The following is a 16,348-nucleotide window of genomic DNA, read 5'->3' on the forward strand; positions in this document are numbered from 1 at the left end:
TTGTATGCTCTTTTATATTGTCGATGATGACGAGGCAACTCGTTCCATGTTGACGGAAATGATAGAAGATGAAGAGCTTGGCGAAATAGTCGGCGAAGCAGAAAATGGAGCATTATTAGATGAAGATTACGCGACTTTGAAAAGGACAAATATATTGTTAATTGATTTATTAATGCCTGTAAGAGATGGCATTGAAACAATCCGTCATATAAAACCTTCATTTCCAGGAAAAATCATCATGATTTCCCAAGTGGAAGCAAAAGAATTGGTGGGGCGCGCGTATTCACATGGCGCAGAGTACTATATAACCAAGCCAATCAACAGGTTTGAAGTTATAGCGGTAATCAAAAGGGTCACAGAGCGGATTTATTTGGAACAAACGTTACAAAATATACATCAATCAGTCAGCAATGTGTTTGAACCGCAACCGACTGAATATCAAAAGGACAAATCCTTGGAACATCAATTCATGCTTTCGGGCCAATACCACTTATCAAAACTGGGCATAGTCGGCGAAAATGGTTATCAAGATTTGCTGGAAATTTTACACTATTTATTGACAGATAGCACCAGGAAAACAACGGAATATGATTTCCCCCACCTGAAAGATATATTTTTGGCAGTTTGCCGAAAAAAACAAGGAGTTTCCTCCGAACCAGACTTAAAACGAGAAATAAAAGCGGCTGAACAACGTGTCCGCAGGGCCATTTACCAATCATTAAATCACTTGTCGGCTTTGGGATTAACCGATTTTGCCAATCCAATATTCGAACATTATGCTCCCAAATTTTTTGATTTTACATTAGTACGGAAAAGAATGGCAGAAATAAAAAACGGACAAACCATCCCTTCTTCCAATATTCGGATAAATACGAAGAAATTCATTCAGGTTCTTTATTTTGAAACGAAATATGTCACTTTTGAGAAATCACGGTAACAATGATTGTTGATTTTTTCGCTCAGGCTTCAGCTGCTGCACGATGAGCAACTGAAGCCTTCACTTTTGATCGAGATGAATCCAAAGACGTCTACTTATGAATGTGGCGAGACTCTTTTTTAAAATGTTCCGCAAAATGAACGGTCATGTACAGCGCGGCAATTGCCAACAAGAACCCGGCGCCCATAAACACCATTTTCACATTCACATACTCGGCAATCGCTCCAAACATAAGCACAAACAATCCGAAGGTTAAAGCTATCAATGCATGTTGGGCGCTATATATTTTCGGCAATTCCTCTAAAGACGTTTCTGTTTGTATATAAGTATTGATGATGATTCCCTTTACTTGCTCAAAGAAACCGCTGAATGCGGCCAGAATAAGCGCCATCCAAGTAATGGAATTAAAACCGAACCACATTGTCACGATAGATATTCCAATAGATGCGCATATGAATATGTTTCTCATATGCCGCCCCAACCAGACGGCAAATTTCAAACAAAACAGACCTCCAGCCATGAATCCCGTAAAAAAAGCGGCATTGATATATCCCCAAAACGCTTCTGTAACATGCAACACCTCGAATACGAACACATAGAGAATGGCGGCAACCCACACGACACTCGCTGCTGTTTCCAGGACAATAACAATGTGAACCCTTCTCAGGAATCGATTGTTCCATATTAACAACCAGCCTTCTTTTAATTCCTCCCTTTTCCCGGGTTTATGTCGTTTGGATTTCAACGGTGCTTCATCCTTCATTGCTGTCATCATAATGGCGGACATCATAAACAATACAAAAGTCAACCATATGATATTTTCCTCATGAAAAATGATCGTAAGCAGCCCACCAAACGCCCACCCTCCAAGTTGAGTCGTTTCGTATATGACCGCGACAAAACTGTTTGCCTTTACTAGTTCTTCCCGTTTGACCAATCTTGGGACTAACGCATTCATTGCGGGTGCTGCCCAGCCATCCAGAAAAGCAATGATCCATATGCAAATAAAAATGGGCCAAACAATTGGTGGTGGCTGAAAAGTGATCCACAAAATTAATATGAACAACACAACCGTTTTATAACATTGGGAGCCTGCCAAAAGACTCGTTAAACGATACCTGTTTACTAATAGGGGAAATAGCATTCCTCCTGAAAATCGGCCGAACGTGTTAAGGAAAGGCAGTACAGTCAAATAAAACACGGACTCTTTTGCAGCATATAAAATGGAAATCAACCCGACAATATACAATACATCGCCCAAATTGGCGAATAACTGACCCAGCCACAACAATCTAAAATGTTTACTTTTCATCTTACCGCCCCTTTATCGTTTTTTCATTGATAAAAAAGGCAGTTATTCACACCGGAAACGTTCTCCTCCCTTCTCGCATTTACCATGGCAATCGTCAACGGCGGTAACAGTTCATAAAGTGAAACTTCATTCAGTAGGAGCTTTCTTCCATCTCCTACTGAATGTTAGTTGAACCAATCGGGCATTTAGGTGCCGTTTTCTCACACTTGGACCTTTTGTATTCACTCAAGATCTTGAAGTGGGAGTTTTACGGCACCTTACATGAGGGATAAAGTGAAACTTCATTCAGTAGGGGTTTTCCCTACTGAATGTTAGTTGAACCAATCGGGCATTTAGGTGCCGTTTTCTACCACTTAGACCTTTTGTATTCACTCAAATATTGAAGTGGGAGTTTTACGGCACCTTACATGCGGGATAAAAAATGCGGGCAGCAAGATGAAAAGTATTGATGAAAAAGATCAAACATCAAGCCTGTTACAAAGTCGATAACAGCATATATCTTTATTGTATTATATGATATAAACGAAGACCAATGCGACCATCTTCTCGTGATAAAAATCCTCGGCATTATAGAAACATGTCCACATTCGATATAATAATCTTTATTCACTTTATGGTTTCTAAAGACTTCCATAGCTGAAAGTTGAGGAGAAAAAGATGTATTTATTTGAAGATGATTCTTGGAACGATGTCATTTCAACATTTCTTTCCAATAGCACTGAAGAAATTGAAATTAAAAATAAGAGCGGAGAAACAGTTGGCATTTTAACGACACAGGAATTAATAAAAACAATACTGCATGGTGGAGATCAAGTAAAATTAAAAGATAAAATGTCTTCCCTCGATAAGAAAAAGCCACTGCCCATCCAACTCCATCATGAAGATTTTATCAACATGATTGATAGTCCCATTTTTACTAAAATCATTGACTCGCTGTACGATGGCGTGTACATCACTGACGGCAATGGCGTTACCGTAAAAGTCAATCAAGCATACGAACGGATTACCGGGCTGCGCAGAGCAGAACTGATCGGCCATCATATGAATGATATTGTAACTTCCGGCTTCATCAATAAATCAGTTTCGTTAAGGGTCATTTCGGAAAAACGTCCGATCACGATTATGCAGACGATTAAACAAGAGAGAAAAATCATCGTTTCAGGGATGCCTGTTTTTAATGAACACGGAGAGATCCTATTTGTTGTCACAAATGTCCGGGATATCACGGAGCTTCTTCATTTAAAACTGGAATTGGAAGAGCTGCAAAAAATGAAAGAACTAAAAGATGTATCAAAAGAACTTTCAGGTATCAGTACCGATTCTCTTATCATTAGTGAAGACTCAAAAGATATGTTTTTTATAGCTGAAAAAGTAGCGAAAACGGATGCGACAGTTCTTCTTCAAGGGGAAACAGGTGTGGGAAAGAGTGTTGTAGCCAAATTCATCCATCAGAACTCCAAGCGAAAAGGCGCGCCTTTTATGGAGTTAAACTGTGGCGCCTTGCCTCCCAGTTTAATCGAAGCGGAACTTTTTGGCTATGAGCCCGGGGCTTTTACCGGCGCTCTTGCAAAAGGCAAAAAGGGATTATTGGAAATCGCTCATAACGGGACCTTATTCTTGGATGAGATCGGAGATTTGCCGTTGGAAGTACAGGTAAAGCTGTTAAAAGTTCTTGAGGATCAGGCATTTATTCCCGTCGGTTCAACAAATGTAAAGAAAATAAATGTTCGAATCATTTCTGCTTCCTTGAAAAATTTGCGGGAGTTGATACGACAAGGAACATTTCGCGAAGATTTGTTTTACCGCCTGCATGTCATTCCCATCGAAGTTCCTCCTCTTAGAAAAAGGAAAAAGGAATTAATTTTACTAATACAGCATTATATTGATTTCTTTAATCAAATATACGAATTGAATAGAACCGTTTCACTGGAAGCATTGGAATTACTGCAACATTACCAATGGCCGGGAAATATTCGGGAGTTAAAAAACGTAATGGAACGCATTGTCATCATGGCTGCCACCGATACGATCGAACCAAGTGATTTGCCGGCGGAAATCAGACATACGAGTAAAGATCCCGGGTTATTGGGAGAAACGATTATTCCCTTAAAAGAGGCTGTTGAGCGCGTAGAAAAACATTATATTTTAAAAGCCATAAAGGAATTCAAAACAACACGAAAAGCAGCAGAAGCTCTTAAAATCAGCCAGCCAACGATTGTGCAAAAAATGAAAAGATGGGATCAGATTGATTAATTGTATAATCAAATGACTGATAACTGATCAAAAAATAAATCGTTTTTGTCCATAAAATGACAAGGAATTGACATTCCTCGTCATTTTTTGTTGCCATAGCTATATTCTCGTTATTTGGCACGATTATTGCATACTATTTTCCGTTGAAAGGAGAATGAACATCATGTCTATATCATCATTCAAAATTGCCAACAAACTAATTACCGGGGAAGGAGCAACTTCCCGCATTCCAAGTGAATTGGCAAGACTCAAGATCAATAATCCCTTAATCATTACTGATAAAATATTGATAGAAGTCGGGACTGTCAAAAAAATCACCAATTTACTGAAAGGGATACCATATGGTATTTTCGACGGAGTCTTGCCTGAGCCTGAGTTCTCACTGGCCAAAGAGTGTACCGAAACCTTTATCAACGGCGGTTATGATGGATTGATCGCTATTGGCGGAGGAAGCGCTATCGACATCGCGAAAGCGGTATCAGCTTTTTCGAAATACGAAGGAAACGTTGAAAACCTTGTCGGAACCGATCTTGTTCCCGCCAAAGGGGCGCCGATTATAGCCGTTCCTACAACTGCCGGAACTGGATCAGAAGTAACGAACATCTCCATCCTCTCAGATTCGAAAACCCAGTTGAAAAAAGGAGTTGTAAGTGATTTCATATTACCGGATACAGCGATTGTTTCACCGGAAATGACGATGTCCATGCCTCCTTCCGTTACGGCGGCCAGCGGCATTGACGCACTTGTGCACGCCATTGAAGCGTATATTTCTGTCAATCGCTCTCCGATTACAGATGCTTTGGCTTTACATGCGATGAAACTGATCTCGGTCAATTTGCCGAAAGCTTATTGCAACCCCAACCATATAAAAGCAAGGGAAAATATGGCAACAGCTAGTTTAATGGCAGGCATGGCTTTTGGAAATGCCGGAGTAGGAGCCGTTCATGCACTCGCATACCCATTGGGTGGCCGCTATCATATCCCTCACGGTGTCAGCAACGCCCTTCTCCTTCCCTATGTAATGGAATGGAACAAAGCAAGCTGTGTTGAAAGATTTAGAGATATTGCCGAGGCCTTGGGTCATGACACTCGACAGTTATCTGATATGGAGGCGGCTGATATCGCCGTGAAAGGAATGAAAAAGTTGTGCGAAATCGTTCGAATTCCCGACGGTTTGCGCTCATTCCAAATTCCTGAAGAGGACTTGGAAGAGATGGCGGAAGACGCCAGCCAAATTGATCGTTTATTAAAAAATAATCCCCGTGTCCTAACGAAACAAGACATATTTGCCATTTATAAGGAAGCGTATTAAACGAGGAGGAAGGAACGAACATGCTCTGGAAAAATCGGCAATACGGTGAAGAATCACCATTCATTCCATTAGGGCCTTTTAAACTGAGGCTGCCCTTTGTTCATTATAAGTTTGAATGGCCCGACTATGTTCAGGGGCTGCTCATGTGTGCGGTTGACTTGGCGGCAATCCCGCTTTTGATTGAACTTTTGGGAATGCCTTTTGAAGTCGCGCTGGCCGTGGTCATGCTAAATGGACTTTTCTATTTAACCCATCATTTACTGGGAGATCCAGTCATTCCCGGATGGATTACACCAGCCATCCCTTTAATTATGGCATACGTTTCAACGTTCCCGGAAGGACAGGAGCGGGTATATGCATTAATCTCTTTTCAATTAATGCTCGGGATCCTGTCGCTCTTTTTAGGAATTACAGGCTTAGCAAGCAAGGTTGTAAACCTCATACCTCCTGCCATGAAGTCAGGGATTATTCTTGGTGCAGGTTTTGCGGCAGTGATTTCTGTCTTCCAAGTCGGTGGAAGGTTTGAGTCATTTCCTTGGACGATTACCATTGCAGTAGGCATTTCTTTTTATTTACTGTTTTCAAAGCATTTTAATTCCATCAAAAATCGCAATAAATATTTACAGCTTTTAGCCAAATTAGGGATCTTTCCTATTATCGTGATAACAGTATTTATCGCCCCGATATTTAAGGAAGCGCCATGGCCCACAATTGAATGGGGTTTCAGTAAACCTGACTTTGCTGCTTTGTGGAGTGAATATACCGTCTTTGGACTCGGATTCCCTCCGCTTGAGATGTTTATAACCGCCTTGCCAACCGTTTTAGCCACTTATATTGTTCTTTTTGGAGACGTTTTGCAAAGCAAGGCATTAATTGATGAAGCAGATGAAATCCGGCAAGATGAGAAAATCGATTACAACCCCAACCGCGCCCACCTTGTGTTTGGAGGCCGGAATTCAATTATGAGTATTTTGGGACCGGATGTCACAATGTGCGGACCGCTATGGGCAGCCATGCAAGTCGTTGTGATTGAACGCTATAAAGAAGGCAAGAAAGTAATGAACTCTCTCTTTGGAGGATCGGGATCGTTTCGCTGGGGGACGAATACAGGGCTGCTATTATTGCCCATTGTGAGTCTTCTTGAACCGATTTTAGGGATTGCTCTTGCCTTAACCTTACTTATTCAAGGCTATGTCAGCGTCAGGGTTGGAGTTTTGGAGGCAAAAAGCCAACGCGACCTTGGAATAGCAGGTATTATCGGCGCCATATTGGCGACAAAAGGAGCGACGTGGGCTTTTGCCGCAGGCATCATTCTTTGTCTTTTAATTTATGGCAAACAGTTCTTTAAAGGGGAAAACGACGAAACCTTCACAAAGGATATGAAAAAAAAGGACGAACGAGCTTCCCAGGTCAGTTAAAGTTGGAAGCTGAAAACGTAGAAAGCGTGTATCGGGGCTCCGTCTGCTCCGGTACACGCTTTTTTTGACCAACATATCTTCCTCGTACAACATGACCATCAATGTAAATACCTTCTTGTGAACAGCTCGCTTACAAAGCATGAAGATATTTCATATAATCAAAGGAAATGCTTTAGAAAAATTCCTCTTGTTGATAAACTGAATATACCCTTTTATGAAAGGAAGATGCCCGCATGGAATTGTTCATAAGAAAAATATATGAGTCCGGCTACCCTGAGGATAAGCCGCCAAAAGACCGGGTAACTTTTATTTTACAGAAATTTGCCGAATGGTTCCCGTTTGAAAACACCGATGTCATGAATCACAATATCGATCCCGTCACCCCGGCGTTTTTAATAAAAAAGATGGTCACGGCCAGCCGCGGCGGTCTTTGCTATGAAATAAACCCTTTGTTGTATCTTGTCTTGAAGGAGCTTGGATTTCAGCCAACGCTCGCGGCAGCAACCGTCAAAAATAAGGATGAGTGGGTGTTGGATGGGACACATGCTCTTGTTCTTTTGGAGATCGATCATGAAAAATATATTGCTGACAGCGGATTTGGCAACCGGCTGGCACTCGCTCCCCTTCAGCTTGATGGACCTGAAGTCATCTCCCCGGCAGGCGCATTCCGATTACGTTCGGTTTCAACAGAGAAAGGCGCCGTTGTCATGGAGCATTCGGCGGACCATAAAGAATGGAGCATTTGCTATGCCTTTGATTGGGCTCCTGTTACATGGGAGAGCCTGAACCGCATGAAAAAAACGATCCACGAACATCCCCGTTCTCCATTTAATAAGGAACTGCTCATTGCGTCTGTTCTTGAAGATGGAACAATATCCATCAATGAAAAACGTCAGCATAAAAAATGGATGGATGGACGCGAAGATACCATTTATTTAGAAAATGAACAATGCTTATTAGACAAAATAAGAGCGCAATTTCATCCGTCTCTTGTAAAAGAAGTTGAGAAATACAAATTGAAATAACCGGGGAGAGAAACATTGGATTGGGTCATCATAGAAAAAATATCGTATTCATGGAAACAGAAAATGAATATTTGACGGCGGATACTGATAGGTCGGACCGGATATCGAAAGAGAAAAGATACGGCAATCATAGTTGCATTACAAACTAGCTCGTTTCGTCTTACCTTTACAAGCCAAACCCTAAATGCCGGGCTAGCTGCGCCCGGCTTCCTATCGCTATAACGGACCAAAGTCCCCTTTAACGAAACTTCCCATCCCTTTCTCCTCCAGTGTTATTCCGCCGGCTCCCCAATGGGTATCGTTAATGTCCGACACCAACACTCTAACCCGCTCGGGATAAACAGATAATGTGAAACTTCTTTCAGTAGGAATTTCCTTCCATCTCCTACTGAATGTTAGTTGAACCAATCGGGCATTTGGGTGCCGTTTCTCCCACTTGGACCTTTTGTATTCACGCAAGTTTTTGAAGTGGGAGTCTTATGGCACCTTACATGCGGGATAAAGTGAAACTTCATTCAGTAGGAGTTTCCTTCCATCTCCTACTGAATGTTAGTTGAACCAATCGGGCATTTAGGTGCCGTTTCTCCCACTTGGACCTTTTGTATTCACCCAAGATTTTGAAGTGGGAGGCTTACGGCACCTTACATGCGGGATAATGTGAAACTTCTTTCAGTAGGAATTTCCTTCCATCTCCTACTAAATGTTAGTTGAACCAATCGGGCATTTGGGTGCCGTTTCTCACACTTGGACCTTTTGTATTCACCCAAGATTTTGAAGTGGGAGTCTTACGGCACCTTACATCAGACTGTCTAACAAATAAAACCAAAAAAAGGTATAATATAGGTAACTTATAAGCAGAGGAGATTCTTTAGAATGGGCAATGTTCACGGTTTTTCAAGAGATCAAATAAGTTTTCAATTACTGTGTTTAGATGAAATGATTGATAAGGAAAACCCTGTTCGAGCAATTGATGCTTTCGTAGAATCACTCTGCTTGGTCGATATGGGAATTAAAGAATATAAAAAACATAATCCTGGACAACAACCTTATGAGAGAAAAGATTTATTAAAGTTGTTCATCTATGGATACTTTAACAAGATCAGATCTTCTCGTTCTTTAGAGATAGAATGTAAAAGAAATATCGAGTTAATGTGGTTAGTAAATGGAATACGTCCTGATCATGGGACTATTTCATTATTTCTAAAGGAAAACCGTAAAGGCTTTAAGAAAGTTATGCGCACTTTTACATACTTACTTAAAGGATGGGGATTAATTGATGGCAAGCTTATTGCCATTGATGGAACAAAAATACGAGCACAAAATAGTAAGAAAAATTGCATTACTTCAAATGGATTAACAAAGAAGATGAATTATATTGATGAAAAGATTGAACACTACCTCCAACAACTAGAACAAATAGCACAGGAGAATGAATTAACAGAAGAGAACGTTTCATCTATTGAATCGAAAATTGATAAATATCAAAAGAAAAAAGAATATTTAACAGAAATAAAAAAGAAAATGAATGAAGAAGAAAAGAACCAATTGACAACGACAGATCCGGAATCTAGAGCTATGAAAAATAATGGGAAAATAGATGTAGCTTACAATATGCAATCTTCTGTAGATAATAAGCATAAACTGATTGTTACTTTAGATGTAGTAAACGATGTAAATGATCAGAGTCAACTATCCCCGATGGTTTCAAAAACAAATGAAATATTATCAAAAAACACAGACAGAGTCATAGTAGCTGATACAGGATATTATAATGCAAAAGAAATAAAAGATTGTTTAGATGACGGAAACACTTTATACTTAAAACCTCAAAAAAAGAAAAGTATGTCAGGAGATCCTACTTATTCAAAAGATAATTTTCAGTATCAAAAAGAAACAGATAGTTATCGTTGTCCTCAAGGACAAGAACTTCCTTACAAGGAAAACACGTCTAAAAATGGCTTGAAGTACAAAAGGTATATTGGAGGAGATGTTTGTTTATCTTGTCCTGTATATAGTTTATGTACAAAAGCTAAAAGAGGAAGAAATATTCAACGCTGGGAACATGAAGAACTTATCGAAAAATTGAAAGAAGATACGGAAGCCAATAATGAAATTTATAAAAAACGATCACAAATTGTGGAACATCCTTTTGGAACCATTAAGCGATCCTTTGGTTATACTTTCTTTCTAGGGAAAGGGCTGGATTCTGTGAACGCAGAAGCAGCTCTAATTGGTGTTGCCTATAATTTCAAAAGACTAACGAAAATCAAAAAAATTTCGGAGATTGTGGAGCTATTAGTAGCTTAACCACACCGAAACTCTTTGTTAATTTCAATATTAGAAGTTTTGCAAGCAAAAAAGTACGTTTGAGTGCTGAAAATTGAATATTTGTTAGACAGTCTGACATGCGGGATAAAGTGAAACTTCTTTCAGTAGGAATTTCCTTCCATCTCCTACTGAATGTTAGTTGAACCAATCGGGCATTTAGGTGCCGTTTCTCCCACTTGGACCTTTTGTATTCACGCAAGTTTTTGAAGTGGGAGTCTTACGGCACCTTACATGCGGGATAAAGTGAAACTTCATTCAGTAGGAGTTTCCTTCCATCTCCTGCTGAATGTTAGTTGAACCAATCGGGCATTTAGGTGCCGTTTTCTCACACTTAGACCTTTTGTATCAACTCATCAAGTCTTGAAGTGGGAGTCTTACGGCACCTTACATGCGGGATAAAGTGAAACTTCATTCAGTAGGAGTTTCCTTCCATCTCCTACTGAATGTTAGTTGAACCAATCGGGCATTTAGGTGCCGTTTTCTCACACCTAGACCTTTTGTATCAACTCATCAAGTCTTGAAGTGGGAGTCTTACGGCACCTTACATGCGGGATACATTTTTTGCACATGCATTTGTAATGTCTGTAATGAGACTTTTGATTTGCCCTTGCTTCTGCCCTTTAAAATCTGAACTTGAATAATCGGCAATCGTGAAACCTCCAGACGTTGTGAGTTACTCGCAAGATAAGAGGACACTTCCCAATTCGGCAAATTGGGCGATAATGGTATCCCCGGATTCGAAGGAAATGGCCTCAGACATGGCGCCGCTCAATACAACATCGCCTTTTGTAAACCCTCTTCCACGAGCCGCCAATTGTTTTGCTGCCCAGGCAATAGCCGTGGCCGGATGGCCCAGTACGGCAGCACTTGATCCAGTTTGTTCCACCCTCCCGTTTTTGGTCATCACCATGCCGACATTTCCTAAGTCAAGATCTTTAGGACTTGCCCATTGACTGCCAATGATAAACTTTGACGATGAACAGTTATCAGCGACGACATCAACAAGTGTAAAGCGAAAATCCTTATATCTGCTGTCAATGATTTCAAGTGCGGGAGCAACATATTTGGTCGCATTCAGCACGTCTTCTTCCGTAACGTTTTCCCCTTGAAGATCCTGATCCAAAAAGAACGCGATCTCCGGCTCAGCCTTGGGATGAATCAGCTCTGATCTTTTAACCGGTTCCCATTCATAGGCAAGCATATCGGCATGCAAATAACCGTATATAGCTTCTTTAACCCCCATCATTTCCTGTTTGGCCTTGCTTGTTAATCCAAGTTTCAGACCAATTTGTTTCGTGTGATTCTTTTTGGCTCGGTGTGCCAGCAGGCCATCTTGCAGTTCGTACGCTTGTTCAATCGTCAACTCCGGATACTGATCAGTGATTTTGACAACCTCTCGTACATCCCGCTCCGCACAATATAAGTACTCGATTATCTCTTGATCACTACTCGTTTTAAGAATCATCGTGTTGCCTCCACTTTTCTTTTTTTAGACAAATCGGCAGCCACATCCAGTATCATATCCTCTTGTCCACCCACAACTTTCATCTTGCCCAATTCTATTAAAATATCACGGGGATCCACATCATACATTCTTCCCGCGCGTTCAGCATGAAGCAAGAAGCTGGAATAAACACCCGCATAACCAAGGACAAGGCTGCCTTTTTTAATTTCTTGTGAACCACGAATAAGTGGTCCGACTACGTCTTCAGCGAGATCCATCATTTTATACAAATCGATTCCGACATCGTAGCCTAGACGATTCATCACCGCCAACAATACTTCCGTTTGCGTATTTCCGGCCCCCGCCCCCAAACAGCGAACACTCCCATCAATTCTTGTAGCCCCTTCTTCCATGGCCGCCAAGGTATTTGCCACCGCCACTGACAGGTTATTATGTCCATGGAATCCTACTTCAACATCCAGGCTCTCCCGAAGCGCCTTCACTCTTTCCCGCACTTCATGCGGAAGCAAAGCGCCGGCAGAGTCGGTAACATAGACAGCCTCTGCCCCATAACTTTTCATCAACTTTGCTTGTTCCACCAGCTTTTCCGTCGATACAGAATGAGCCATCATCAGAAATCCCAACGCTTCCATGCCAAGTTCGCGGGCCTTGTGTATATGTTGAGCCGAAACATCGGCTTCCGTTGCATGGGTAGCCACCCTGACAAGCTTGGCTCCGAGCTTGCTTGCTTCTCGCAAATCATGAACAGTACCGATCCCGGGAAGCAACAATACAGCTATTTTTGCTTGTCTACATTCTTCAACGGCGGCCGCGATCAGTCGCATTTCATCTACAAGAGATTTTCCATACTGGATCGTTGAACCTCCCAAACCATCTCCATGGCTCACTTCGATATAATGCATGCCGGCATCGTCCAAAGCACGTGCAACAGCCCGCACCTGTTCTTCCGTAAATTGGTGTGCGACAGCATGGCTCCCGTCCCGCAAACTTACTTCCGTTATTTTAATATCTTTACAAGCAGGTTGTTTCATCTCATGAACTCCTTTCGTTTCCCGTCACCACTTCCAACCGTCCAATAGATACTTAGGATATTACATGCAATTTGCGGGCAATATCTTCTCCTGCACGCGCGGCAGCAGCCGTCATAATATCAAGGTTTCCTGCATAAGGAGGAAAATAGTCTCCAACCCCTTCCACTTCAATGAAAACCGTGACGATATTTCCGGAAAATAACGGTTCCTGCTTCAAACGGTACCCCGGGACATATTCCTGAACAGTGCCGACGATGGAATCAATCGCTTCACGGATGGCCTGTTCATCCATGTTCTTCACTTCGCAATAGACCGTATTCCTCATTAAAATAGGCGGTTCCGCAGGGTTTAGGATGATGAGCGCTTTTCCTTTGTCCGCTCCTCCGACTCTTTCAATTCCCCGCCTTGTCGTGATCGTAAATTCATCAATGTTGGCCCGGGTTCCCGGTCCCGCACTTTTGCTGGATATCGTGGCAACAATTTCAGCATAAGCAACATCTGCTATCTCATTCACCGCACTAACAACAGGAATGGTAGCCTGCCCGCCGCATGTAATCATATTGACATTATCAACCGCAGCATTTTCAAGCTGGCGATTGACCGCGGGGCTAAAGAAAGGACCTACAGCCGCAGGCGTTAAATCAACCACTTTCTTGCCCAATTCTTTTAATATTTTTGCGTGGCGGACATGAGCTTTTGCGGAAGTAGCATCAAAAATGATGTCCGCAATATCCGGGTTATCCACCAATCCTTGGATGCCATTGTAAAAAACGGCATACCCTTTTTCTTGTGCCATCTTCAGCCCTTCAGAATTCTTATCAATCCCGATCATGGCAGTCAATTGAACCCATTCACTGCGTTCCAGCTTAAACATTAAGTCGGTTCCGATATTACCCGATCCAATAATGGCCGCTTTTATTTTCCCCATAAAAATTCCCCTTTCAGTCGTCCAATTGGAATGTCACAGTAACGGTGCCCAGTCTGCCAAAATCCGCTTTCACCTCATCACCTGCTGACACCGTGATCGCTCCCGATAACGCTCCCGGTAAAATCAACTCATCTTTTTTGAGAGTGATACCGTATTCAAATAGCTTATTAGCCAACCAGGCAATCGCTTCGGCCGGATGCCCCAAAGCCGCCGCTCCCGCCCCGGTGGCAATCAATTCATTGTTTTGAAATAAAGCCATTCCATTCGTGCGTAAATCACTTCCGGACAATCCAGTCTTTTTATCGCCTATGACAACTTTGGATGAAGAGCCGTTATCTGCCACTGTATCAATTAATTTGATCTTCCAATCCGCAATTCGGCTATCAATGATTTCCAACGTAGGGACTACGTATTTTGTAGCCATTAGGACGTCTATATAAGTGATGTTGGGTCCTGTCAGCTCCTCTTCCAATACAAAACCGATTTCCGCTTCTACTTTTGGTGAAATCAACGTTTTTATATGAACTGTTCCGCCATTTTCAACACACATGTCATCAAATAAATGTCCATAATCAGGTTCATTGACATTCAACATTTTTTGCATGGCCGCGCTTGTCAAACCAATCTTTTTTCCAATGACCTTCTTCCCTTGCCCCCTTTTCAAGCTGACCGTCTCCAACTGTATTTGATAAGCTTCTTTTACAGTCAACGACCTATCCCGTTCAGTTAAAGGTTGAACTTCCTTTACAGATTGTTCCGCATCCAACAGCTCTTTTGCAAAATCGATCAGTTTTGGTGACACGTCTTTCGCCCTCCCGCATGTAAAACAAATGAAAGGTGAACATAGATCACCTTTCGCTTTGTTTCATTTACTTTTTCATTGTGATTGTTTTCGCCTCGGTATAAAATTCAAAGCTGTGTCTTCCGCCTTCTCTTCCAATCCCACTCGCTTTTGCTCCGCCAAATGGTGTTCTCAAATCGCGTACATACCAGCAATTAATCCATAACAGTCCGGAGTGAATGGACGCAGAAACCCGCTGTGCCCTTCGCAAGTCATTTGTCCAGACTACTCCAGCCAAACCATAAATCGAGTCATTGGCTATTTGAATCGCTTCTTCCTCCGTTTTAAACGGGATGATGACCGGAACAGGTCCAAAAATCTCTTCCTGCGCCACCCGCATTTTGTTGTTTACATCATATAAAACAGTAGGCATGTAGAAATTTCCTTCTTCCAGGCCTTCCACTCTTTTTCCTCCGTAAGCAAGTTTTGCTCCTTCGCTCATACCGATTTGAACGTAATGGTCTACGGTCTCGAGATGGCTCTTCGAAACAAGCGCGCCCATATCCGTCGACTCATCCGTCGGGTCTCCGACTTTGATTTTCTTAACAGCTTCAACAAACTTGTCCAAAAATTGATCATAAACGCTCTCTTGGACTAAAATTCTTGAGCCGGCTAAGCAAATCTCCCCCTGATTTCGGAAAGTGGCTTCTTTTGACCCTTCGACAGCTTCATCCAAGTCCGCATCTTCAAATACAATATTGGCAGATTTCCCTCCAAGTTCGAGTGAAACGGGGATCAGACTTTTTGAAGCATTCTCCATTACTGTTTTACCCGTCTCGGTTTCCCCGACAAAAGCGAGGCGCCGGACAAAAGGATGGGTGGACATTGTTGTGCCGACCGTGCTTCCGGGACCGGTGATAATATTTAAAACGCCTGGGGGCAAGCCGGCTTCATTGGCAATTTCACCAAGCATGACGGCACTTAGCGGTGTATAGGAGGCTGTTTTAATGACAATTGTGTTGCCGGCCGCGAGCGCAGCCGATGCTTTCCACGTCATCTGCATAAAGGGAAGATTCCATGGAATAATCAAGCTTGTCACACCTGCTGGTGTGTACTGTGTATACGACATATGTTTGCTCATATCGTAATGCTCATGAACCATATACTTGGCCATTTCTGCAAAAAAACGAAAATTGGCGGCGGCCCGGGGAATGTCAAAATCCCTGCTCTCTTTTATCGGCTTGCCTACATCCAACGTTTCCACATAAGCAAGCTCGTCCACATTTTTCATAATGAGATCAGACATATTGCAAAGGATTCGGGATCTCTCTTCCACGGGCATATTGCTCCAAACTCCGCTTTGAAAGGTACGTCCTGCCACTTCGATTGCGCGTTTGGCATCATGTTCCGTACCGTTTGCGACCGTGGCCAGTTTTTGATTCGTTGCCGGGTTAATAGAATCAAAGGTTTTTCTTGATTCTGATTCAACATATTCGCCATTTATAAAGAGCTTCGCATTTTTAACCATTGGTTTTTTTACTATATTCTGATACATGTT

General features: G+C 42.1%; 12 protein-coding genes. 6 read left to right on the forward strand and 6 right to left on the reverse strand.

The features are described from left to right. Positions 1 to 4 precede the first annotated feature (4 nt). The gene (locus tag MHB50_RS13485) at positions 5 to 937 is read left to right on the forward strand and encodes a response regulator (protein ID WP_077110331.1); all 933 of its coding nucleotides are present in this window, start codon (positions 5 to 7) and stop codon (positions 935 to 937) included. Between the two features lie 91 nt (positions 938 to 1,028). On the opposite strand, the gene MHB50_RS13490 is transcribed toward MHB50_RS13485, so the two are convergent. Beyond that, the gene (locus MHB50_RS13490) at positions 1,029 to 2,249 is read right to left on the reverse strand and encodes an MFS transporter (RefSeq protein WP_077110332.1); all 1,221 of its coding nucleotides are present in this window, start codon (positions 2,247 to 2,249) and stop codon (positions 1,029 to 1,031) included. Between the two features lie 657 nt (positions 2,250 to 2,906). Between MHB50_RS13490 and MHB50_RS13495 the strand changes: the two genes are divergently transcribed. From MHB50_RS13495 to MHB50_RS13515, 5 genes are all read left to right on the forward strand, one after another. After that, positions 2,907 to 4,502, forward strand: coding sequence for a sigma 54-interacting transcriptional regulator (locus tag MHB50_RS13495; RefSeq protein WP_077113500.1), 1,596 nt, complete (start codon positions 2,907 to 2,909; stop codon positions 4,500 to 4,502). 163 nt (positions 4,503 to 4,665) lie between these two features. Beyond that, the gene (locus MHB50_RS13500; RefSeq protein WP_077113501.1) at positions 4,666 to 5,814 is read left to right on the forward strand and encodes an iron-containing alcohol dehydrogenase; all 1,149 of its coding nucleotides are present in this window, start codon (positions 4,666 to 4,668) and stop codon (positions 5,812 to 5,814) included. 20 nt (positions 5,815 to 5,834) lie between these two features. Next, positions 5,835 to 7,232, forward strand: a complete 1,398-nt coding sequence (locus tag MHB50_RS13505) for a hypothetical protein (RefSeq protein ID WP_077113502.1) — start codon at positions 5,835 to 5,837, stop codon at positions 7,230 to 7,232. A 233-nt stretch (positions 7,233 to 7,465) separates the two neighbouring features. Next, entirely contained in the window at positions 7,466 to 8,257 is a 792-nt protein-coding gene (locus MHB50_RS13510; protein ID WP_077113503.1) for an arylamine N-acetyltransferase, read from the forward strand. An 873-nt stretch (positions 8,258 to 9,130) separates the two neighbouring features. After that, positions 9,131 to 10,564, forward strand: a complete 1,434-nt coding sequence (locus MHB50_RS13515) for an IS1182 family transposase (protein ID WP_340083911.1) — start codon at positions 9,131 to 9,133, stop codon at positions 10,562 to 10,564. A 694-nt stretch (positions 10,565 to 11,258) separates the two neighbouring features. Here MHB50_RS13515 and MHB50_RS13520 read toward each other — a convergent pair. The 5 genes from MHB50_RS13520 to MHB50_RS13540 form a co-directional block, all read right to left on the reverse strand. Further along, a complete protein-coding gene (locus tag MHB50_RS13520; RefSeq protein WP_205177925.1) occupies positions 11,259 to 12,050 on the reverse strand; it encodes a fumarylacetoacetate hydrolase family protein in 792 nt (263 codons plus the stop codon). After that, positions 12,047 to 13,081 carry a 4-hydroxy-2-oxovalerate aldolase gene (gene dmpG / locus MHB50_RS13525; RefSeq protein WP_205177927.1) on the reverse strand — a complete coding sequence of 345 codons (1,035 nt, stop codon included), beginning with the start codon at positions 13,079 to 13,081 and terminating at the stop codon, positions 12,047 to 12,049. The genes MHB50_RS13520 and dmpG overlap by 4 nt, the downstream gene beginning before the upstream one ends. Positions 13,082 to 13,133: 52 nt before the next feature. Then, positions 13,134 to 14,009: an acetaldehyde dehydrogenase (acetylating) gene (locus MHB50_RS13530; RefSeq protein ID WP_205177929.1), complete on the reverse strand. Its 876-nt coding sequence runs from the start codon at positions 14,007 to 14,009 to the stop codon at positions 13,134 to 13,136. A 13-nt stretch (positions 14,010 to 14,022) separates the two neighbouring features. Beyond that, the gene (locus MHB50_RS13535; RefSeq protein WP_205177938.1) at positions 14,023 to 14,811 is read right to left on the reverse strand and encodes a fumarylacetoacetate hydrolase family protein; all 789 of its coding nucleotides are present in this window, start codon (positions 14,809 to 14,811) and stop codon (positions 14,023 to 14,025) included. A gap of 67 nt (positions 14,812 to 14,878) precedes the next feature. Next, positions 14,879 to 16,345: an aldehyde dehydrogenase gene (locus MHB50_RS13540; protein WP_340083913.1), complete on the reverse strand. Its 1,467-nt coding sequence runs from the start codon at positions 16,343 to 16,345 to the stop codon at positions 14,879 to 14,881. Positions 16,346 to 16,348: the final 3 nt, after the last annotated feature.

The organism is Siminovitchia sp. FSL H7-0308 (genome assembly GCF_037980985.1).
Lineage (GTDB): Bacteria > Bacillota > Bacilli > Bacillales > Bacillaceae_C > Siminovitchia > Siminovitchia thermophila.

Coding starts and splice junctions, on each gene's coding strand:
- MHB50_RS13485 (WP_077110331.1), top strand. CDS start 5: ATGCTCTTTTATATTGTCGATGATGACGAGGCAACTCGTTCCATGTTG.
- MHB50_RS13490 (WP_077110332.1), bottom strand. CDS start 2,249: ATGAAAAGTAAACATTTTAGATTGTTGTGGCTGGGTCAGTTATTCGCC.
- MHB50_RS13495 (WP_077113500.1), top strand. CDS start 2,907: ATGTATTTATTTGAAGATGATTCTTGGAACGATGTCATTTCAACATTT.
- MHB50_RS13500 (WP_077113501.1), top strand. CDS start 4,666: ATGTCTATATCATCATTCAAAATTGCCAACAAACTAATTACCGGGGAA.
- MHB50_RS13505 (WP_077113502.1), top strand. CDS start 5,835: ATGCTCTGGAAAAATCGGCAATACGGTGAAGAATCACCATTCATTCCA.
- MHB50_RS13510 (WP_077113503.1), top strand. CDS start 7,466: ATGGAATTGTTCATAAGAAAAATATATGAGTCCGGCTACCCTGAGGAT.
- MHB50_RS13515 (WP_340083911.1), top strand. CDS start 9,131: ATGGGCAATGTTCACGGTTTTTCAAGAGATCAAATAAGTTTTCAATTA.
- MHB50_RS13520 (WP_205177925.1), bottom strand. CDS start 12,050: ATGATTCTTAAAACGAGTAGTGATCAAGAGATAATCGAGTACTTATAT.
- dmpG (WP_205177927.1), bottom strand. CDS start 13,081: ATGAAACAACCTGCTTGTAAAGATATTAAAATAACGGAAGTAAGTTTG.
- MHB50_RS13530 (WP_205177929.1), bottom strand. CDS start 14,009: ATGGGGAAAATAAAAGCGGCCATTATTGGATCGGGTAATATCGGAACC.
- MHB50_RS13540 (WP_340083913.1), bottom strand. CDS start 16,345: ATGTATCAGAATATAGTAAAAAAACCAATGGTTAAAAATGCGAAGCTC.